Genomic DNA, 19566 nt, shown 5'->3' on the forward strand with positions numbered 1-19566 from the left:
TTTTACTCGTAAGACATGTTCGTTCACGCTTCTTGCTCTTTAGCCTTTTTGTCGGACTCTTCGCGCAACACACGGCGTAAGATTTTGCCTACGTTGGATTTTGGCAATTCATCACGAAATTCAACAATTTTAGGTACTTTATAACCCGTCAGGTGTTCACGACAATGCATCAGCAACTCATCACGGGTCAGGCTTGGGTCGCGCCTAACAACACAAATCTTCACCAGTTCACCCGAAACATCATGTGGCTGGCCGATAGCGGCAACTTCGAGCACTTTGCCATGTAAAGCGACAACATCTTCGATTTCGTTCGGGTAAACATTAAAACCGGACACTAAGATCATGTCTTTCTTGCGATCGACAATGTGCAGGAAACCTTCGTCATCAAAACGTACAACGTCACCCGTCGATAACCAGCCGTCATCAGTCAACACTTCTTTCGTGGCTTCCGGACGCTGCCAGTAGCCTTTCATGACCTGCGGACCACGAACTTGCAGCTCACCCGTTTGATCATTGCTTAAGACGTTGCCCTCGTCGTCAACAATTCGCACATCTGTCGACGGGACCGGCAGACCAATGGAACCGTTATACTCAACAAGATCATATGGGTACGCAGCCACCAGCGGTGAACATTCCGTTAAGCCATAACCTTCCAGCAAGTAATTGCCAGTGACACTTTTCCACTTTTCTGCCACCGCACGCTGAACAGCCATACCACCGCCGACCGATAAACGGAGCTTACTGAAATCCAATTCATGAAAGTCTTCATTATTGAGCAGAGCATTAAATAACGTATTCACTCCCGTTAATGCGGTGAACGAATAACGCTGTAGCTCTTTAACAAAAGTCGGAATATCTCGCGGGTTAGTGATCAGCAGGTTCTGGCCTCCGATTTCAATAAACAGTAAGCAGTTCACGGTCAAAGCAAACACGTGGTACAGCGGTAATGCCGTCACGATCAGCTCACGACCTTCAGTGAGAACCGGACCATATGCCCCTTTGGCCTGCATCAAGTTCGCCAGCATATTGCGATGCGTCAGAATCGCCCCTTTGGCCACCCCTGTCGTACCACCGGTATACTGTAAAAATGCGGCATCATCGCCAGACATAAACGGCTTCACATACTGCATGCGTCGCCCCTTTCTCAAGGCGGCACGCATTGATGTCGCATGAGGCAGGTGGTACTTGGGCACCATTTTTTTGATGTACTTCACCACAAAATTGACCACAGTGCCTTTCGGGCGGGACAGCTGATCACCCAGGCTGGTTAAGATAACGTGCTGAACGCCTGTTCTCTTCACGACCGTTTCCAGGGTGTGAGCAAAGTTCGAAACAATGACAATGGCTTTCGCCCCGGCGTCATTCAATTGATGCTCAAGCTCTCGCGGGGTATAGAGCGGATTAACGTTTACGACAACACATCCGGCACGGAGAATACCAAACAACGCGATAGGATATTGAAGCAAGTTCGGCATCATTACTGCGACACGATCACCTTTTTTCAGTTTCAGATCGTTCTGTAAGTAAGCAGCAAAAGCACGGCTACGCTCTTCCAATTTCCGGAAGGTCATGACCTGGCCCATGTTAATAAACGCGGTTTGGTCAGCAAACTTGTGGACCGATTGCTCAAACATATCGACCAGCGATGAGTATAAATCAGGGTTGATTTCTGCCGGTACATCTTCCGGATAGCGGTTAAGCCAAACCTTATCCACTTGCACTCTCCTTACTTTATTCTGGCGCTATCGCCACTTTCTATGAGGTAGTTCAAACAATTGATACACCCGCCACGACAGCGCGGGTAACAAAAACTTAACACCAACCAATTAGACTAATCACTCTAAAATTAAAGTGACAATTAATATATTGCTCTACAGGGCAATCGAATGTTCTTAGCATTTAAAATCTAGCGGTAAACATCAAGATATGACGACAGACATCTTGCGGGCTTTCCATATGACAGTGATGACCACCTTTCACTTGTACTTGCCTGAGCTGCTGAAACCAGCTTTTCTCCGGCCCTGTCCGTTGCAGGTGGGAGAAACCTTGATCACCAACAATGGATAAAACCGGACATTGGATCTGTGACATTAAAGCTTGCGCATGTTCTGCCGCCATACGATATAAAGAATCACAGCGTAGCCGGTCATCATGTCGCCAGTACCAATGTTCGCCATCAGTCTCCGTTCCTCTTAAGACCAGAGGCCGTAAACAGGATTCGGGTAATCGATTGACCGTACAACGCAAATCAAGCGCTTCCTGCAGCGCTTTCATTTTGCGTGCTGGCCGTCTGGTAACACGCAGACGATAACGCTGGCGACTTTCGATGCCTTGTTGCAAACGGGCTGCAGCATTATCGGGCTGCTCATATAACGGTGCCAGCCCTTCAATCATTACCACGCCCGCTACCTTGTCGGGAAAAGCAGCGGCATAACAACCGGCAACCAGCGCGCCTAGCGAATGACCCACTAAATACAAGGGGGACGCCGACAGCTGTTCAACGATCTGGTGCAGATCATCAATATAATCAAAAAAATGATAATAGTTATCTGCATCACGTTTATCAGAATAACCATGTCCCGGCCAGTCAATCGCAACTAGATGGAAATGTCTTGCTAAAGACGCAAATAACGCATCAAAACTGGCAGCATTATCTTGCCAGCCATGCAGCAGCAACAGTGTCGGTTTTTGATCACCACGGCCACCCTCTACAGGCGGAACCTGCACTTCATTAGCTGAGTGTTGAAACGAGCAGAGCCCGGCCAGCTGTTTTTCAGCTAGCTGGAAAAAAGTGTTATACATCACCATGTCGTCTCTATAACAGATTCTTGGGTTACGCGCTGATGGATGACACCTTGGGTTTTCAACCTGTTTTTCAGGCTAGCTGGCGCACTTGCGCAGCCTATCATAAACACCGTAGACAGCCCAAGAAATAGCTTTATAAACATTAGGTTCTCCATCATAAATGTTCAATATACGCTCAACGGTCTATTATACCCACTCCATTAATTATCTAACCGTTAGGCCATAACGATCAGCAAAAGCAGCGAGTAATGGTCAGTTAAAAAAGGTACCAAGGGGGACTTATCTATTAAGGGGGGGATAAATCAGGGATCACAATGTCAGTTCACACGTAAACATCAACGCCCATCAGGTTAGAGAATTCATCTTTTTTATTTTGATACATCACGCCCAGATACGATTCAAGCGCTTCGCGATTATTCCCTTCGGGTTGATCATATTGAATGTGGGCATGAGCATCGCGGATCGACTCAGGGCTGCGAACCGATTTTGATACCGCACTAGCGACTGCGGTAGGTTGAGCAACGCCTGACGGATGAGCAGGCGCTGAAACCCGCGGCTTCTGCTGCGGATTTATCGAAGGTGGTAAGCGATGAATTGAAACCATAACGTCCCCCTGAGAACAACGAGCAGTGTGGTGCTTGATCTAGCCTGTTACTGCTCGTCTCTGGAATTTATTCCCGACCCGGCAGTTTCTTCCAGGTCACGGTATCACGCACATAAACCGGGCTGGCCGCTTCAGGTGCTACTGCTTCGCCACGAGCAAGGGCGAACTTTGCAAGCAATACCATATCTTGAGAATCCGGATATAAGATTGTGCCTTTCTCAGTTTGGACTTTCAGTTGACTGAGAGCGTCAGCATAACTTTCCCAACCTGTACCTGCCGTATACCAGATCCCAGATACAGTCTCAAATTCATTAACGAGAGTATCAGGTGCAATGACTTGCTCCGCACCAACCACTCGCCAGTCACCATCAGCCTGACGTTGATACTGGCCCCAGTAGATCTCTCCCATACGGGCATCAATCGCAGTCAGTACTTGCTCGGACTGATGCTTACGGAAGGTCCCCTGCGCCATTGTTGCTAACGTAGAAACGCCGACCATCGGCAGATCAGCACCGAAAGCTAAGCCTTGCGCTATACCAATACCAATACGTACCCCCGTAAAACTACCCGGGCCACGGCCGAAAGCTAATGCATCAAGCTGATTTAATTTTACACCGCCTTCTGCCAGTACGGTATCAACCATTGGCAAAATTTTTGTTGTATGTTCACGTGGTGCATATTCGCAACGTGAGATAACTTCATCGCCCATAAGTAAGGCAACAGAACAATTTTCAGTTGCGGTATCAACCGCAAGAATTTTGGTGCTCATTCAAGCCTCTGAATGCTAATCGTCACAATGAATGGCTGTAGTTTCACCATTCACTTGTGACAGAAACTGCCCGACACCACTGATATTCCGCGTACGCGGGATCGGCGGCAGGCTTCTTAAAAATACCGCGCCATACGGGCGCGTTACCAGTCGATTGTCGCAAATGACCAGTACACCTTTATCCCGCTTATCGCGGATCAGGCGTCCGACCCCCTGTTTCAGGGTGATCACGGCGTCAGGTATCTGGACTTGCGAAAACGGATCACCACCTCGCAGGCGGCAATCCTCTATTCGCGCTTTTAGCAACGGATCATCCGGTGCAGTAAAAGGCAATTTGTCGATAATAACACAGCTAAGGGCCTGGCCTCTAACATCAATCCCCTCCCAGAAAGCACCGGTGGCAACTAATAAAGCATTCCCACGCTCTAAATATTCGGCCAGTAACTTCTGCTTGGTCGTTTCACCTTGTACTAACACTGGTAATTCAAGCTTCGCGCGAAAACCTTCCGCCAAATCACGAACCATCTGGTGAGAAGTACAGAGAAAGAAACAACGGCCATTATTTTCTTCAATCAATGGCGTCAGCATCCCCACCAGCTGATCGGCAATACCAAAGCTATTGGGCTCAGGCAGAAAACGAGGCACACACAGCAAGGCCTGCTGCTGATAATCAAACGGACTTTCCAGTGAGAACTGCTGTTTCGGCTCCAGCCCCAGTCGGTGGCTGAAATGGCTAAAATCGTCATCAACAGCCAGCGTCGCGGAGGTGAAGATCCATGCACCTTTCTGTTGCTGCATCTGTTCACGGAATTTTTCTGCTACTGACAACGGCGTGATATGCAACGTAAAATGACGAGGCGTACATTCAAACCAATAGGAATAGCCCGTTATCGTGGTATCGCACAAACGAGCCAAACGAGCTTTTAATAAGGTTGCCCGTTCAAATGCGGCATCTAACAACTGACTGCGGCCCAGAACCAACTTCAGCACATCATAAGTTAAATCAAGGGCATCATTTAACCGGGTCAGCTCTCGCTGGATCACCGGGCTTCTTACCGCATCACGCCAATTACCACGAAAACCCGGCTCACCAAGTACAATACGTAAATCGAATGCCGCCTGGGCCAGTCGGTCGGCGGTCTTTTGCAGTTGGCGCATATCTCTGGCTTCTGTGCGATAGCCAATTTCGACATCTTTCGCCAGCTCCTGCACCTGGCGACTGGATAAGCTCTGACCGAAATACTGGCTGGCAATATCTGGCATCTGATGGGCTTCATCAAAGATAAAAACATCGGCTTCAGGGATCAACTCACCGAATCCGGTCTCTTTAATTGCTAAATCGGCCAGAAAGAGGTGATGATTCACCACCACGACATCGGATTCCATGGCTTTACGACGCGCTTTAACCACAAAGCAATCTTCATAAGACGGACATTCCCGCCCAAGACAATTGTCGTTGGTAGAAGTAACCATCGGAAGAACAGGACTGTCCTCCGCAATGGCTTCACACTCGCCCAAATCACCACTTTTAGTCGATGACGACCAGCTGCGAATTTTGACCAATTGGCTAAGCAACGTAGGATCGACATGAGTACCATGGCTTTCGGTCACTTGCCGGCTAAGTCGATCGAGGCACAAGTAGTTAGATCGCCCTTTTAGCAGTGACACTCGTCCGGTAAAACCAAGCGCGTCGGTCATCAGCGGTAAATCACGGTGAAACAGCTGTTCCTGTAAGTTTTTCGATCCGGTGCTGATTATGATTTTTTTCCCACTAACCAGTGCAGGCACCAGATAGGCAAATGTTTTACCGGTTCCCGTGCCCGCTTCAATTACCAGTTGAGTCTGCTCGCGAATAGCATCATCGACAGCTTGTGCCATATCAATTTGCGGTTGTCGGGCCTGAAAGCCGGGAAGGGCTTTGTCCAACGCGCCTCCAGAGGCGAAAAACTTGGCAATCATGATGTCAAAACTATTGGTTATATATACAGTGAGAGACTCACCATTATGCCAAGTTTGTCTGCAGCCGACCATGATTAATTCACAAGGAGCTGCCTGCCATCTGCATACAAGTGGACATTCACTTACGTGATAATTCATTTATCTTTTGACGCTGAAATAAATAAAAGGTAAACAATAAGAAGTTGAATTAAAAATACCGTTCAAGGAAGACCATGGAAAAGAAAACCCTGCTTACCGATTGTCCTGATGCCGTCGGCCTTATTTCAAAAATCACCAACATCTGTTACAAGCACCAACTTAACATCGTACATAACAATGAGTTTGTTGATAACACCAATAAACAGTTCTTCATGCGTACAGAACTAGAAGGCTATTTTAACGATGAAACCTTCTTGGACGATCTTGACCACGCCCTACCGGCAGGAAGCCACCGTAGCCTGGTGAGTTCGGCACGCAAGCGCATCGTGATCATGGTAACCAAAGAAGCCCATTGTATCGGCGATATTCTGGTGAAAGCGTATGACGGCACGCTCGATGTAGACATCGCAGCCGTTGTCGGTAACTACGACACTTTGGGTAAGTTAACTGAAAAATTTGATATTCCGTTCCATCATGTTAGCCACGAAGGGCTAAGCCGTGAAGAACATGAAGAGAAGCTACTTGCTGCAATTAAGCAATATGAACCGGATTACGTGGTACTCGCAAAATACATGCGCATTTTAACGGCCGATTTTGTCGCTCAGTTCCCACACCAAATCATTAATATTCACCATAGTTTCCTGCCTGCATTTATTGGAGCGAAACCGTATCAGCAAGCCTTCGAGCGTGGGGTAAAAATTATCGGCGCAACCGCACACTTTGTTACCAATGATCTCGATGAAGGGCCGATCATCACCCAGAGTGTGATCCCGGTTGACCATAATTTCAGTGCCAGTGACATGGCACGATCAGGCCGCGATGTCGAAAAGTCTGTACTAAGTAAAGCGCTCGGTTTAGTGCTCGATGATCGGGTCTTTGTACACGGTAACAGAACCGCAATACTCTAGGTCCGCGTATCGAGTTGCGAGAATCCTTAAACTCGTAACTCGATTCTAAGTTATACTTCTTCGCTCTCAATCACATCCTTCAGAGAGCAAGGATGCAGCTTAATGCACACCCCGTTTTTCTTAAACGCGTAAGTCGGATTTGGTAAACGCTCTTTTTCACCCGATGGTGAGCTGGCTTTGACGCTAATCCCTTTATCTGCCATTAATGCCCACTGCTGTTCAAGCTGAGGGAATGCCTGCTCCAATACCACTTTCAATTGATCGGTGTTGCCTGCTTTTGCCGGGATCACAAATTCTACATGCTCCCACCCTTCCTGCGGATACGCTTTATCACCAGGATAGGGTAATTCCAGGCATTCAATCACCCAGCTACCCACCTGAATCGGCTGGTGAAAACCAATAACAATAATCGGTCTGCCATTGATAATATTATTCGACCACTCTTCACCATAAACGAGCCACGACTGATGCAGCGCTTCTGCCATTTCCCGGTCATTTACCCGCAGTGCAATATGGTCAGCCTGATATTGCTCAAGAGAAAAGCCTAATTCACTGGCCAACGCCATAATGCGCGCCATGAAAGCAGGTAAATCCACCAACATTTGTTCAGGGTGAAGACCCGCTTCTCTCAGCTTCTGCATGTTTTTTCTCCAATTAATTTTGTATCCGAGGCTAATACTAAATCCATTAATTATCTGATCAATGGTTAAATTAATTGATAGAATTGGTATGACGCATAATTATCCACAGTTTAGATATCAACGGAACCCCGAACCATGCTACTACAGACCTTGTAGCATCTTGATCCATGCATATTTTTCATCAAGCCTTTAAAGCAAAAAAAAAATTGCAAACAATGGCCTTTTCGGGTTGCCAAAGTACCTAAATATGTGGGTATTATTAGGAAATACTATTTGTGTATTCAAGATACCACCTCTGACTCAAGAGGATGCCCCGTCAAAAATACTCACGAGCTCTTCATTTGCATTAATAACATTGAATTAATGTAACCACTTTCGTGACTATTTTTGACGTTTTTTGCTTACTGGCAACTCTTGAATACTGTAACGTTGATGCCTCACTAATGAATACATTGGCGTTACAAACGATTTAAAGGATCAGCGTGTGAACATTCAAGCACTAATTAATGACAAAGTATCTCAGGCATTAGAAGCCGCAGGCGCACCAGCAGGTAGCCCGGCAGCTGTACGTCAGTCTACAAAGGCACAGTTTGGTGATTACCAGGCTAACGGCGTAATGGGCGTAGCAAAAAAATTAGGCATTAACCCTCGCGAGTTTGCACAGAAAGTTATCGATGTTCTGGAGCTTGACGGTATCGCTGAAAAAGTAGAAATCGCCGGCCCTGGTTTTATCAATATCTTCTTATGCAAAAGCTGGCTTGCAGCACGTGCTGAAGAGGCACTGGCTGATGCACGTGTTGGCGTTGCCACTGAAGAGCAGCAAAATATTGTTGTTGACTACTCTGCGCCAAACGTAGCGAAAGAAATGCACGTTGGTCACCTGCGCTCAACCATCATTGGTGACGCGGTTGTTCGTACTCTTGAGTTCTTAGGCCACAATGTTATCCGTGCTAACCACATCGGTGACTGGGGTACTCAGTTCGGTATGCTTATCGCAAACCTTGAACGCGTACAGAAAGAGACGGGGGAAGTTTCGATGGAGCTTTCCGATCTTGAAGCGTTCTACCGTGAATCTAAAAAGCTGTACGACGAAGATGAAGAGTTCGCAGCCCGTGCTCGTGGTTATGTGGTTAAACTGCAGGGCGGCGACGAATACTGTGCTGAAATGTGGAAGAAGCTGGTTGACGTTACGATGGTTCAGAACCAGCGTAACTATGATCGCCTGAACGTATCACTTTCTCGTGAGAACGTGATGGGTGAATCCATGTATAACGACATGCTGCCGGGCATTGTTGCTGACCTGAAAGAAAAAGGTCTGGCCGTCGAAAGTGACGGCGCGCAAGTGGTATTCCTGGACGAGTACAAGAACAAAGACGGCGATCCTATGGGTGTTATCATCCAGAAGCGTGATGGCGGCTTCCTGTACACAACTACTGATATCGCATGTGCTAAGTACCGCTACGAGCAGCTAAATGCTGACCGTGTACTTTACTTCATCGATTCACGTCAGCATCAGCACCTGATGCAAGCGTGGTCTATCGTTCGTAAAGCGGGCTACGTACCAGAAGAGGTGACCCTTGAGCACCACGCATTCGGTATGATGCTGGGCAAAGACGGTCGTCCTTTCAAAACCCGTGCGGGTGGTACCGTGCGTCTGACGGATCTGCTTGATGAGTCAGAGCTGCGCGCAGCTAAACTCATCGAAGAGAAGAACCCGACACTGGACGCTGAAGAAAAAGCAAACATTGCAAAAACAGTTGCGATGGCCGCGGTTAAGTATGCGGACCTGTCTAAGCACCGCACAACTGACTACATCTTCGACTGGGATAACATGCTGGCGTTTGAAGGTAATACCGCGCCATACATGCAGTACGCTTACACGCGTGTTGCTTCTATCTTCAAACGTGCTGACGTTGAGCTGGCAGATCTGACTCACCCTGTTGTTATCAACGATGAGAAAGAACAAGCACTGCTATCTGCACTTCTGCAATTTGAAGAAGCAGTACTGGCGGTAGCTCGTGAAGGCCAGCCACACCTGATGTGTACCTACCTGTTCGAACTGGCAGGCAAGTTCTCTAGCTTCTACGAAGCATGTCCAATTCTAAATGCAGAAGAAGCTGTTAAGCAGAGCCGTCTGAAACTCGCTCTTCTCACCGCGAAAACAATTAAACAGGGTCTGGATCTACTTGGTATCGAAACCCTTGAACGTATGTAATTAACTGTATAATTACAAACTAATAACTTAAAGCCTTCTAGGGTAACCTTAGAAGGCTTTTTTGTGGCTGTTGCAATCATTATTCTTTCTATCTGAAATTAAAAATATGATTACATACTAATAATTTAGAGCCTTCTGGGGTATCCTTAGAGGGATTTTTTATAGCTGTGTATATCTTTGTTATTGGTATAACAGATTGAGGCTAAATATCTTCACGGTCATTTGTTTCCGCTCAGGCAATCCAATGAATTCTGTTCCATCAAGCGGTCTCACTATGACAAGTTTTTTATATTTGCTGCAACAAATGGAATTCGTGTTATGAGCAACGATAATTTTGTGGAATCGACAAAAACGTTAAAAAAAACGGTTCCCTTGATGATCAAACACAAAGTACCGACGACGCCCACCAACTATGCACTTTGGTACACTTATGCAAAACAACAGCTCCCAATTCTCAACCAGGCGATTGATCAGGGAATTGCCGAACTAGGCCTCTGTACACCAACGCTATGTGACACCCTCTATCAAGAGCATTTGGCTAGTCAGACCGATAAAGACATGGCTCAGCTAAAACAGAGCCTGACCGCGATGGTACAAGAGATCTCCCATAGCATGGCAGATACTCTATCGGATACAGAAGACTTTCAGGGCGTATTAACCAAGACTTTCGGCAAACTCGAAACAGCGGAACAAGATGGACTGTCACTAGAAGAAACCATGAAGCTGGTACGCGAGCTAGTTCGCGAATCCCGTCAGATTCACACTTCAACCGGTACCTTTAAAGGGCAACTGAGCAGCACGCAACAAGAGATATCGGCCTTGCGTCAGGCGCTAATTGAAAGCCAGAAAGAAGCGAATGAAGATGCGTTAACCGGCATTTTGAACCGCCGCGCTTTCGACCGTGATTTTCAAAATTACATCCAAAATAATGTCCCCCTAAGCCTGATACTGTTAGATATCGACAGGTTCAAAAGTTTTAACGATAATTATGGCCATTTGCTCGGTGATCAGGTCCTGAAAATCGTTGCCCGCAGACTCAAAGAAAGCTGCCGAGATTATGCCCAGGCCTACCGCTTTGGCGGGGAAGAATTTGTATTAATTTTACCACATAAAATGAAGTCATCTGCCAGACAGCAAGCCGAAACCCTCCGTCGCACTTTAGAAAAAATATCGGTTCTGGACAAAAAATCGGGCCAACGTATTAATTCGGTTACGGCTTCATTTGGTGTGGCAGAAAGGCAGGAAAATGAACCGGGGGAAAGTATGATTAACCGTGCCGATGCATTTATGAATCAGGCTAAAAAACTCGGTCGTAATCGAGTATTGCCGCTCACCTAATCCCTGAACATTTCAAAAACAACTCTTACTTCAAAGATAAATGCAAGGCTATGCTCATAAGCATAGCCTTGTTTCCTTTGGAAGGAATATATTCCTGAGGACTGTATTAAATCAAGACTATTGGCCGAATCGCTGACCACCGTTGCTCAACCACCTTAGCTCTTCCTGAGTAGATAAACGCCCCAAGGCGGCGTTACGGTGCGGAAAGCGGCCAAATTTATTAACCACATCACGATGACTGACGGCATACTGATAGAAGCCTTCAAAAATAATCGCATTTTCTGGTGAAACAGCCTGACGCAACTGATTAAAGCAGAATACTGACTCTTCCTGATCTTCGATGGCTTCAGAATGTTCTAATGGCAAATAAAGAAATACCCGTTCGATTGGTGTTAGTCCTTCATCGCGGTTTTGAGCCAGTGCTCGTTTACAAATAGCCTGAGCCAGCGAATCATAACGAAATGCGGCACTGAGTCCGCGATAAATATTACGGGTAAATTGATCAAGCAAAATGATCAGAGCAAGAGATCCTTTCGCGGTCTCAGTCCAATGGCCTAATCCGCCACGACCCGCCAGACTGACTAAGTGTTGAAACTTGTCGGCGATGAGCTTATCTGTCTCTTCTTCGCCTTTAAACCACAGGGCATTTTTGTCGGTTATTGTGACTTCCTTATCTAACTCACCAAACCAAAAATCTAAGACTTGCTGATATTCATCCGCCATCTTTATCTCCATTATCACTACAACAACCACAAACGCATGTACCTGTATATCAAATGGCCAGACTATTATCGCGATTGGTATAATATATTTATCTCAAAGATAATGTCAGAATACCGAACTACCTATTTTAAAAAATCAGCAATGTTCCAGCTTGTGAGCGGCACTGTACTCTTAAGGAATATTTACAATGAGTTTCACCCTACACCCGCAATTAGCGACAGATACTACGATTTTAGGTGACTTACCACTGAGCCGGGTTCTGTTGTCCAAAGAGGCCTTAGGCCCGTGGCTAATCCTTGTACCTCGTAAAGATAATCTAACCGAGATCCATCACTTATCTGTTGACGAACAGTACCAATTAATCCGTGAATCAAGTGCTGTGGCGGCTTTATTAGAAAGTGACTATCAGGCCGACAAAATTAACATCGGCGCACTCGGTAATCTGGTCCCGCAATTACATATCCACCATATTGCACGTTTCACCACCGACATTGCCTGGCCGGGCCCGGTTTGGGGCAATACCGATGGCACCCAGCGCAATGACGAACTACAACAAGCTTTAGCAGAAGAGCTACGTGATGAGTTGAACAGTATAGACGGCTTTGTTAGAGCTTAAATTTGATCAGTTTCTGCAGAGATAGCAAAAAGGCAACCGAGTGGTTGCCTTTTGTTTTCTAATGATCAGACGTGATTATCGCATCACCGTTACCGACAGCTCGTTAGCATGTAAACAACGATACCAAACCTCTTTGGCTGATTGAAAACAATTATCACTATCGCAGCCAACCAGCTCTTTACCAACAGAGCCTTGGCGAACCCAAACATCGAGCATTGCTTCGACGCCATCTTCAGACATACCAAAATGAGTCGCCAGGTTTTTACGGCTCGAACGCCCATGTTGTTCAATATACTGTTTCAGCTGCTGAAGAATCATAATACAACCAACTCTTTTTGTTGTTTCTTACCCTGATGTTTGAACACGGCAAATAAACCTGCGTTAATCAGAACAAAGAAAGCAATCCAAGACATACTGGTAACAGGGTGATCGGCGAAGTGCGCAGCTTGATAGAAAACAGTGGCAAATGTATAAGCTAATAGCATTGTCCAACCCGCGATGAACACAGAGAACCTTTCACCAAACTCACGAACATAAGCCCCCATCGCGGCAGCACAAGGCGTGTATAACAAGATGAAAATCAAGTATGCCATCGCTGCAGCAGAACTCACGAAGTGCGCTTGAATGTTACCAAATATTGATTGGTCAACTTCTTGCTCTTCAGCAACTGTATTCAAGTCATCTAACTCACCCACTGTAATACCCAGTGGATCTGAGTAACTAAGATCAGCCAAGTTGGCCGGAATGGTAGCTACCGCTTCGTGCAAACTGGCCAATAGATCATATTCCGCATCATCGTCACTGGCAGATGGCGCATATAAACTATTCAACGTTCCTACTACCGCTTCTTTGGCAAAAATACCGGTAATAATACCCACGGTTGCAGGCCAGTTATCTTCCTTCACACCGATTGGTGATAGCAATGGTGTTACAATTTGTGCCGCTTTCGATAGCACTGAATTCTCAGAGTCTTCATTACCGAATGTGCCGTCCGTACCCAATGAATTGAAAAAGCTGAGGCATGCAACAACCACAACGATCGTCTTACCCGCACCAAAGACAAAACGCTTCAGTTTCTGCCAGGTTTTAATCCCCACATTACGCATAGTTGGGAATTCGTAATCTGGCATTTCCATGATAAAGCTATCGCTCTTACCAGGGTAAAGCGTGTAGCGCAGAATAATACCGGTCATTACTGCGGCAGCAATACCCAGTAAGTAAAGGGCAAATACAATATTCTGACCGTTTTGTGGGAAGAACGCTGCTGCAAATAACGCGTATACAGGAAGGCGAGCTCCACACGACATGAATGGTGCCATTGCTGCCGCCAGCTTACGCTCACGTTCCTGTTCGAGAGTACGCGTTGCCATGATCGCTGGAACGTTACAACCAAACCCCAGCACCAACGGTACGAATGCCTTACCCGGCAGGCCCACTTTCTGCATCACTTTATCAAGCACAAACGCCGCGCGAGCCATATAACCAGAGCTTTCTAACAACGCCAGAAACAGGTACAAGCAGGCAATAACAGGAATAAAGGTCGCAACAGTCTGAATACCGCCACCAATACCATCAGCAATCACGGTTACCAGCCACTCTGGCAAATGACCGTCAAATAGATAATGACCACCGTCGACAAAAATGGCACCAACGCTGATATCAAAGAAATCGATAAATGCACTACCAATGTTAATGGAGAACATAAACATCAGATACATCACGACAAAAAAGAATGGTATACCAAACGCACGGTGTAAAAGAACACTGTCAATTTTGTCACTGACACTGCGGCTCAGTTTGCCTTCTTGACGGCGAACTTTCTGACAAAGCTGATGCAGGAATGTGTAACGAACATCAGCGACCTGAATATCAGGGTCTACATCCACTAGCAATTTATTGCGGATATTACATGCCAGGCCCTTATCGGCTTCAGATAATCCGTTAATAACCAAGGTATCATTTTCAAGCATACGGATAGCTTGTGAACGCGCTTTTAACTGGCCGTCAGAGAACAGACCTTCAAGCTCAGTAACAGCATTTTCAAAGTGCTCGCCGTAATTTAATGCCAGATCGCCAACAGCCACGCCCTGTGCCAGCATTTTGTGCAATCGAATTTTAAACTCGCTAACCTGTTTTTGGTTATGTGCTGAGAGGGATAACACGGGGCAACCAAGGGCTTTTTCCAACGCTTGGATATCCAGAACCTGACGCTGGCGCTTTAACACATCCATTTTGTTCAATACCACCACCATTGGGCGGCCAAGCTCACGCAGCTGAAGAGTCATATATAAGCTGCGCTCTAAGCAGGAAGCGTCAACAACATTGATAATGACATCGGCCGGTGTCGTTAAAATCGCTCGAGAGGCAATTGCTTCATCTAAGCTATTGGCGTCATTGGCACTGTCTAAATTGTAAATGCCCGGAAGATCGGTCAGAGCAAAAGTGTCACCCGCACATTGGTAATTACCCGTTTTTTTCTCAACAGTTACCCCTGCCCAGTTACCCACTTGCTGTTTAGCTCCGGTAAGACCGTTAAATAAGGTCGTTTTACCGCTATTCGGATTACCAACGGTAAGAATGTTGTACTGCATTAGCGCACCTCTACGTCAATATTCGCGGCAATTTGTTTACGGAGTGCTATATCAACACCACGAACCCGAACTTGCAGAGGATCGCCAAGGGGCGCTAACCGAATAACAGTTACTTCAGTGTTAGGTAATAAACCCATAACCATTAGTTTTTTCCGGGTGGCGGCAGGGAGTTCCGACATACCTGTTACGACTCCATTTACGCCGCACGACAACTCTGAAAGTTTCATACTAAACCGACACCTTAATGAGAATTATTAGCATTTCTACTCGCTATCTTACACATCTGCCGGATGCGGGTCTTGTTTTAAATCAAAAATAACACCCAGCCAAAATGAAAACATTGATTGCAGAAATGAAACCCTCTCGACGCCTTGGATAATAACTTACAAATAAACATTTTGACGTTTTTAGCGCACAGAAACAACTAACCACTGTGCATTGATTTTATAGTGATTTTTACTGTTGGCGTATTTTCATAGAAAGCTGGCGGGTATCTTATAACAGGGGGATACTCAAAAACGTTATATTGATTTCAACACAGAGCAACGGGCTCTTTTGTTATTCCGAAGACAATATGGCACACCATATTGTCTGGCAGCAAGCGAAGGTGTCATTGACACCCGTGGTGTAGTTTCTATAACTACACCACGTTTTTTTTCATTCGTCATCTTGATTGAGCCATCAATCTTCCCGACAAATTCCCGTCATCTTATTTATTTCGTGCCTTTATTTACACCCTTGTGCCGAAGCAACAAACTGCGATGGCGTCATCCCAAAACTATTTTTGAATCTGGCACTAAAGTATGATGGATCATTGAAACCACAGGATAACGCGACATCAGAAATCTTATCGCCTTGCTTCAACATCAATTGTGCCTGCTCAAAACGAAACTGAATCACGTAATCTTTAAAAGACATATTGAATTCTTGCTTGAACTTGCGCTGCAAACTGCGCTCTGAGGTAAATATTGCCTTTGCCGCCGCCGCCGTACCAAAATCGGCATCATGGAAATGCTGCTCCACCAACGCAATGACTTCTTTACGCCACGATGTTGAATTATCAGTCGTAGTATTAGGTGCCACTTTTGTCATCGGTAAATCATCGATATACGGGCAGTCATTCGCGGCTGACGCAACGCCGCGTTTATCATATCGGTATAACGGAAGCTTCAGTACAAACTCACTGCCAACCCCCTTGTAGCTAATAACCGAGATATCACCTTCGTAACATTCCACCAGCTGTTTCACCGAAGTCAAGCCAAGTCCGAACCCAGATTCAACGTTAAATTCAGCCCCTTCCTTAAAGTACTGAGTAAAGATACTGTCACGAATATCTTCAGACATCCCTTTACCTGTATCTGCCACCGATATTGTCAAATAGACACGATCATTTTTAGCCGTCACTGTAATACAACCCCTAGTAGCAGTATATTTCAGTGCATTTGACAGCAGGTTACCGACCATAATTTCTAAATGGTAAGGGGCGGTTTTAATACTGGCACCTTCGGTTTTATCCTCAAGGCACAAAATAATATCTTTTTGATCCGCCTCCATCTGCCAACTCATTACCGTGGCCTGAAGAATCGGGCTGACTAACTGCTCACACAATTTTTCCGGCTCAAGAAATGCCAATGCACCTTTTGCCAGTAACTGATCCGCCAGATGCAGCGAACGCTCAACATTACGGGCAATCATACTGAATTTCTCGGCCTCCTCACCATGGCTAGCCTCCTGCATTTTCTTAACCGGGCCTAAAATTAAAGTTAACGGTGTACGCAACTCATGCGATAACTGGGCCATGACGTTTTGGCGAACATTTAAAATATACTGTAACTGCTTATTGCTTGAATGAAGCTGCTGCTTTTGCCGTTCTATACGAACTGTCTTACGGAAGACCGCTTGTTTTAAATGTAGATTTTGTTCTTTAACATTCTTTGAGCGCCAGGAAATCAACAACATAATAATTGAACAGATTAATAAGATGAAGGTACCTATTGTCCAATAAGAAAGGTACCAGGGCTTCAGGATCTGAAATGGGAATGTCGTGACTTGTTGCAATTCACTATTCAGTGAATCAATTCTGAGTTCTAACGTATAGTTACCCGGATGCAATGTATCAAAGATCAGCAAATAACCATTCAAAGAATGCCAACTGTCATCCTCATTTCCCGATAAACGAAATTGCAGTTTAGTCGGTCCGGAAAAGGGGAAAACACCTAAATTAAAGCTGACTGAATCACCAAACGGTACAAGCAGTAACTCCTCGCTGGCACCAGCAAACTGACGTAATTGATGATTGATTCGTATTTCACCAATCACAACCTGCGATAACTCAGTATCTAACTGAAGTAACTTATCAGGGGTGACTTCCAACAGCCCTTCACGACCACCAAAAAGTAACTTACCCGACAATAATCGCTCACACGCTTGTGAATAAAATTCATTTTCAATGACCCCAGCCGGTGGTGCAAAATGCTGACGTAAATCAGCATTAAATGAAAAATGTGACATACCTTTACTTGAGCCTAACCACACTCCTTTATTATCACTCACCACGCAATAAGGATTGGCTCGCTCACCCATAAGTTTGATGGTGGATGGCTGCAAGTTTTTCAAATCAGGTGAAAACTGCAAACTATGATTATTCACAATCCAAAGCTGCGCCATCTGATCTTCATATAAATCTAAAACTCCGCCTTGACCTCGGGTTTGCTCAATAACTTGAAGACGTCCGGCGTCAAAACGATACAGCGCGTAGTCCGTTCCTATCCATACTTGTTTTGCACTATCTTCAAAGATAATTGTGGCCAGCTCATCGCCCTTCGGATCCAGCTGCCAATGACTGCCAAATGAAACCAACTCCTGGCTATCAGGCCAGTAGCGATACAACGTTGATCGCATACCAATCCAAACCGACTCATAATGATCAACCATAATGCTGACGACGTGCTTATTGTTAAACCAAGGAGGCAGTTCATAAGAAACCTGTTCATTGCTCGATAGTGAAAAAACTTTCAGTCCACGCTCGGTCGCGAGCCATAGCTCATTATTACGATAAGCTATATGGTTAACGACTCCCAGACTGGTAATTTGGCGCACAATATCAAGCTCGGCATTCAGCTCAACCAGCCCCAGATCAGTAGCCAGCCAAATATCGCCGTCAGGCAATTCGATCACATCATTGATCTGTCCAGCCTGAATCAGATCAGCCTGCATACCGTAACGAAGACGTTTAAATAGGGTTGTGATGTTAGGAAAATAATTGATCCCATTATTGGACGCTATCCATAAGTCCCCTTGGTCATCACGGTGTAAGGCCTGGATCTGATTGCCATCAATGGAAAAAATATCATGCCGACGGGCTAGAAACTGATGCAGTTCACGACTCTCTAGTTCGAGTAGATTCAGCCCTTTTTTTGTACCAATCCACAATCCTGAATCTGTTTCAGAAATACTCGAAATATAATGATGACTTAGCTGTTTGCGATCTTTAAACAAGTAAGGCTTTTCAATGTGATTCACGAAAAGTCCTTCATTGGTACCCACCCAGAGCTGGTTGGCTTTATCGGCATAAACCGCCGTCACCTGATATTCAGGGTACGTCATGGGTTCAATCAGCTGATGATCTTTAAATTCGTAAAGACCGCTTTCTCCGGCAACAAACAACGACTCACCGGCAAGATACAAACCCGTAGCAATAAAGCCTTCCGGCAAACTAAAAAATGCCGGACGAACCTGACGTTCTGTAACGAGATAAAGACCTTTGTCATTGGCAAACCAAACTTCTCCACCTTTGCTAATAACATGTTTCAGTGGGATCTGACTGATCTTGAGATTACGTAATCGAGTTTCTGCCGGAGAGTATTGAAAAGCTTCCCCATCTCTGATCAACCACAGTGACTGGTTCACCATAACAGCATCCGTTACGCCTTTAATGATATTGCCTTGCCCGTCAACAGTACTATGCAGAATACGACCATCATAAAAAATCAGCTCCCCCTGAACGTCAACAAACCATAAACCACCGTTGGTGTTATTAATAATTTTGACTGCCGAAACAAGACTCCCCTGCTCTTGGTGAGGTAATGGATAAAAGGCGTGATTCGCACCAGCGTTAGCGGCAGGGAGCCTGCCAAGCAGTGAAAACAACAAACAAACAATTGCGATAAAGGCTTTATTCATATTCATATTCTTAAGTGCGAGTAACATCAACAACACACCAGTAACTTGCGAACTGGTACATTATTGAATCTGCTATT

The 19566-nt window shown here is 45.6% G+C and carries 15 protein-coding genes; 4 read left to right on the top strand and 11 right to left on the bottom strand.

Annotation, left to right across the window (positions count from 1 at the left end):
• Window positions 1–23: 23 nt before the first annotated feature.
• From fadD to yoaA, 5 genes are all read right to left on the bottom strand, one after another.
• Window positions 24–1715: a long-chain-fatty-acid--CoA ligase FadD gene (gene fadD, locus C9I89_RS01725; RefSeq protein ID WP_107281611.1), complete on the bottom strand. Its 1692-nt coding sequence runs from the start codon at window positions 1713–1715 to the stop codon at window positions 24–26.
• Window positions 1716–1899: 184 nt separating this feature from the next.
• The gene (locus tag C9I89_RS01730) at window positions 1900–2802 is read right to left on the bottom strand and encodes an alpha/beta fold hydrolase (protein WP_107281844.1); all 903 of its coding nucleotides are present in this window, start codon (window positions 2800–2802) and stop codon (window positions 1900–1902) included.
• 325 nt (window positions 2803–3127) lie between these two features.
• A complete protein-coding gene (locus C9I89_RS01735) occupies window positions 3128–3409 on the bottom strand; it encodes a hypothetical protein (RefSeq protein ID WP_107281612.1) in 282 nt (93 codons plus the stop codon).
• Window positions 3410–3476: 67 nt separating this feature from the next.
• Window positions 3477–4178, bottom strand: coding sequence for a tRNA (adenosine(37)-N6)-threonylcarbamoyltransferase complex dimerization subunit type 1 TsaB (gene tsaB / locus C9I89_RS01740; RefSeq protein WP_107281613.1), 702 nt, complete (start codon window positions 4176–4178; stop codon window positions 3477–3479).
• A gap of 15 nt (window positions 4179–4193) precedes the next feature.
• Window positions 4194–6137: a DNA repair helicase YoaA gene (gene yoaA, locus C9I89_RS01745; RefSeq protein WP_107281845.1), complete on the bottom strand. Its 1944-nt coding sequence runs from the start codon at window positions 6135–6137 to the stop codon at window positions 4194–4196.
• Between the two features lie 212 nt (window positions 6138–6349).
• Between yoaA and purU the strand changes: the two genes are divergently transcribed.
• The gene (purU, locus tag C9I89_RS01750; RefSeq protein WP_107281614.1) at window positions 6350–7183 is read left to right on the top strand and encodes a formyltetrahydrofolate deformylase; all 834 of its coding nucleotides are present in this window, start codon (window positions 6350–6352) and stop codon (window positions 7181–7183) included.
• 50 nt (window positions 7184–7233) lie between these two features.
• Here purU and C9I89_RS01755 read toward each other — a convergent pair whose 3' ends face one another.
• Window positions 7234–7824: a VOC family protein gene (locus tag C9I89_RS01755; protein ID WP_107281615.1), complete on the bottom strand. Its 591-nt coding sequence runs from the start codon at window positions 7822–7824 to the stop codon at window positions 7234–7236.
• A 484-nt stretch (window positions 7825–8308) separates the two neighbouring features.
• On the opposite strand from C9I89_RS01755, the gene argS reads away from it, so the two are divergent.
• Both argS and C9I89_RS01765 read left to right on the top strand, forming a co-directional pair.
• A complete protein-coding gene (gene argS / locus C9I89_RS01760) occupies window positions 8309–10039 on the top strand; it encodes an arginine--tRNA ligase (protein ID WP_107281616.1) in 1731 nt (576 codons plus the stop codon).
• Between the two features lie 318 nt (window positions 10040–10357).
• Entirely contained in the window at window positions 10358–11377 is a 1020-nt protein-coding gene (locus C9I89_RS01765) for a GGDEF domain-containing protein (RefSeq protein ID WP_107281617.1), read from the top strand.
• Between the two features lie 117 nt (window positions 11378–11494).
• Here the strand turns inward: C9I89_RS01765 and C9I89_RS01770 are convergent, their stop codons facing one another.
• The gene (locus C9I89_RS01770) at window positions 11495–12100 is read right to left on the bottom strand and encodes a DUF924 family protein (RefSeq protein WP_107281618.1); all 606 of its coding nucleotides are present in this window, start codon (window positions 12098–12100) and stop codon (window positions 11495–11497) included.
• Window positions 12101–12287: 187 nt separating this feature from the next.
• On the opposite strand from C9I89_RS01770, the gene C9I89_RS01775 reads away from it, so the two are divergent.
• Window positions 12288–12716 carry an HIT domain-containing protein gene (locus C9I89_RS01775; protein WP_107281619.1) on the top strand — a complete coding sequence of 143 codons (429 nt, stop codon included), beginning with the start codon at window positions 12288–12290 and terminating at the stop codon, window positions 12714–12716.
• A 75-nt stretch (window positions 12717–12791) separates the two neighbouring features.
• On the opposite strand, the gene C9I89_RS01780 is transcribed toward C9I89_RS01775, so the two are convergent.
• From C9I89_RS01780 to C9I89_RS01795, 4 genes are all read right to left on the bottom strand, one after another.
• The gene (locus tag C9I89_RS01780; protein ID WP_107281620.1) at window positions 12792–13034 is read right to left on the bottom strand and encodes a FeoC-like transcriptional regulator; all 243 of its coding nucleotides are present in this window, start codon (window positions 13032–13034) and stop codon (window positions 12792–12794) included.
• Window positions 13031–15307, bottom strand: a complete 2277-nt coding sequence (gene feoB, locus C9I89_RS01785; protein ID WP_107281621.1) for a Fe(2+) transporter permease subunit FeoB — start codon at window positions 15305–15307, stop codon at window positions 13031–13033. Before feoB ends, C9I89_RS01780 begins: the two co-directional genes overlap by 4 nt.
• Window positions 15307–15534 (bottom strand): FeoA family protein, encoded by a 228-nt coding sequence (locus C9I89_RS01790; protein WP_107281622.1) that lies wholly within the window; start codon window positions 15532–15534, stop codon window positions 15307–15309. The genes feoB and C9I89_RS01790 overlap by 1 nt, the downstream gene beginning before the upstream one ends.
• 499 nt (window positions 15535–16033) lie before the next feature.
• Window positions 16034–19489: an AraC family transcriptional regulator gene (locus C9I89_RS01795; protein ID WP_170107595.1), complete on the bottom strand. Its 3456-nt coding sequence runs from the start codon at window positions 19487–19489 to the stop codon at window positions 16034–16036.
• Between the last annotated feature and the right edge of the window lie 77 nt (window positions 19490–19566).

Source organism: Photobacterium lipolyticum, assembly GCF_003026475.1.
Taxonomy (GTDB): Bacteria; Pseudomonadota; Gammaproteobacteria; order Enterobacterales; family Vibrionaceae; genus Photobacterium; species Photobacterium lipolyticum.